The sequence below is a fragment of the Actinosynnema sp. genome (assembly GCF_052038725.1).
Genome location: NZ_JBQGCX010001051.1, coordinates 1 through 2,687, shown reverse-complemented (window position 1 = coordinate 2,687; position 2,687 = coordinate 1). Strand labels below are relative to the sequence as shown.

Genomic DNA, 2,687 nt, shown 5'->3' with positions numbered 1-2,687 from the left:
CCGCGTCGTCATGACGCGGGCCCCTTCCCTCGCCCACCTCCAACCAGAATCTCAGCGCCCGACCTGCGGACGTGCCAGGTTGCGCGGCAGGTCGGGGCGGCCGAACACGAACCCCTGCCCGTAACCGCCCCCCGCCCTGCGCAGCCACTCCGCCTGCTCGGGCGTCTCGATGCCCTCCGCGACGGTCACCGCGCCCAGCACGTCCGCCAGGTCGATGATGCAGCGCACCACTCCCGCCGTGCGGCCGGTGTCGCCGAGGGCCCAGGTGAACGACTTGTCGATCTTCACCACGTCGAACGGGTAGCGGTGCAGGTAGCTCAGGGACGAGTAGCCGGTGCCGAAGTCGTCCAGGGCCACCCGCACCCCCGTCTCCCGCACCGCCATCAGCGCGCGCATCGCGGCCTCGTCCGCCCACACCGACTCGGTCACCTCGATGGTCAGCGCCGACGCCTGCAGGCCCGACACGTCCAAAGACTTCGCCAGCGCGGCCAGGAAACCGGGTGCGGACAGCTGCCTGGTGGACACGTTGACCGTGACGCCCAGCTCGCGCCCGGCCGCGCGCCAACCTGCGGCCTGCGTGCACGCCGAGGTGAGCACGCTGGACCCCAGCGGCACGATCAGGCCGGTCTGCTCGGCAAGGCCGATGAACTCGCCGGGCCCGAGCAGTCCCCGCCCCGGCCGCTCCCAGCGGACCAGGGCCTCCGCGCCGGAGATCGCCGTCGTGGCCAGGTCCACGATGGGCTGGTAGTGCAGGACGAGCTGGTCGGTGCCGATCGCGGCGCGCAGGTCGAGCTTGTCGCGCTGGCGGGCCAGCGCCTGCTCGCCCATCTCCCTGCGGAAGCAGCGGGCGCGCGCGCCGCCCTCGCGCTTGGCCACGTACATCGCGGTGTCGGCGTCGCGCAGCAGCTCCGCGGTGCCGACCACCCCCGCAGCCGCCGAGGACACCGCGACGCCGATGCTGGCCTGCATCCGCACGTCGTACCCCAGGTCCGACCAGGGCTTCTCCAGCTCCGCCAGCACGGCCTTCGCGAGCTGGCCGCAGGCCTGCTCGTCCAAGCCCGGCGCCAGCACCGCGAACTCGTCGCCGCCCAGGCGCGCGGCGACCGCGTCCGGTTCGACGGCGGCGCGGATGCGGCGGGAGGCGGCCACCAGGTACTGGTCGCCCGCGTCGTGGCCCTCGGTGTCGTTGACCTCCTTGAATTGGTCGAGGTCGAGCACGAGCAGGCCGCCGTCGCCCGCGCGCAGCGCGCGGTCCAGCAGGTGCAGGAAGTGCGAGCGGCTGGTCAGGCCGGTGAGGACGTCGCGCTCGGAGCGGTGCCGCAGCTCGTCCTCCAGGCGGCGGCGGACGCTGATGTCCACGGCGGCCACCAGGGTGCGGTCCTCGTCGCCCGCCTGCTCGACGCGCACCGGGTGCAGCGCGAGGACGCGGTCGCGGTCGGCGACCCAGACCTCCACGGGCTCGGCGTCGGCGTCGCGGCAACCCCTCTCGCACACCGCGATGTTGGGGCCGTGCGGGCAGGGCACCGCGGCCCCGTTCTGGCCCGCCCAGTCCAGCAGGAACTGGGCGCGCTCGTTGTGCAGCACGGGCGCGCCGCCGGAGTCGAGCAGCACCAGGCCGACCGGGCTGGCCTGCAGGACGGCGGTGGCGGTGGCGCGGGCGTGCTCGGCGCCGCGCTGGGCCGACTCGGCGCGCAGCACCGCGCGGGCCGCCTCGTGCAGCGCGGCGGCGGCGACGGCCATGCCCGCCAGCGGCATCAGCAGGGTCGGCAGCAGCTCCGGGCGGATCACGCCCCAGCCCCAGAGCAGCGACGCGGCCAGGCCGGTGAGGTAGCTGCCGACGAGCACGGCGGACTTGGACCAGAACCCGGCGTCCTCGGGGTAGAGGGCGCGGCGGACCGTGGCGCCGATGACGAAGCCCACGACGACCTGCGGGTCGGGCAGCAGGAGCAGCGAGGCGAACGCGACCACGCCCTCCAGCGGCGGGATCCACCACGCGTCGCGGGGCACCCGCAGCCAGCACGCGAGGACACCGGCGACCAGCGCGGCCACCCCGATCGGGAGCGGCCCCTCACCGGTCGCGACGAGGCTGCCGATCGTGAGGACCCCGCTGAGCCAGGCGAAGACGGTGGTCAGCACCCTGATCCGGTGCAGCGTCCTGCGACCGGTGCGGTGCGCCGAGCCCGAGGCGGGAGGCACGTCCGCGGCCACGGGAACGGGTGGACGTTTCACGCGAGCTTCCCCCAAGCCACGGCTCGTAGACCGAGTGCTCTCACATGCGGCGAAGTTGGCACTATCTGATCCTCGCACGGGCGCGACAACCGCCATCCGGGTGAGTCGACTGGCCCGGTCGGTCCGATTTCCGTCCACTGTGGACTTGGCGAGGCCGTCAACCGGGGGTTCGGGCTTTTGCATCGTTGTAAGGGGGGACGCGGGCCGAGGCGTGGGGTTCGTTCGTCCACTGTGGACTTTTTGGCGGTTTTCACCTGCGGAAACACGAACTCCACCCGCGCTTTCGTGACAGAGTGTGCCCGCCGGGGGTAACGGTGTGATGGTCGGAGCGCCCAACCGGTCGGCGGCCAGGACGGTGACCCGCGGAGGCCGGACGAGGCGACGACGGGGCACCCAGGCCGACGAAGCCCCCGTCGACAGCACCGGGTGAGCAGGGCACTGCCGCTGGAACAGGACGG

At 73.5% G+C, this 2,687-nt stretch carries 1 protein-coding gene; it reads right to left on the bottom strand.

Annotation, left to right across the window (positions count from 1 at the left end; genetic code table 11):
- Nucleotides 1-51: 51 nt before the first annotated feature.
- The gene (locus tag ACTUAL_RS22215; protein WP_440901598.1) at nucleotides 52-2,208 is read right to left on the bottom strand and encodes a putative bifunctional diguanylate cyclase/phosphodiesterase; all 2,157 of its coding nucleotides are present in this window, start codon (nucleotides 2,206-2,208) and stop codon (nucleotides 52-54) included.
- Nucleotides 2,209-2,687: the final 479 nt, after the last annotated feature.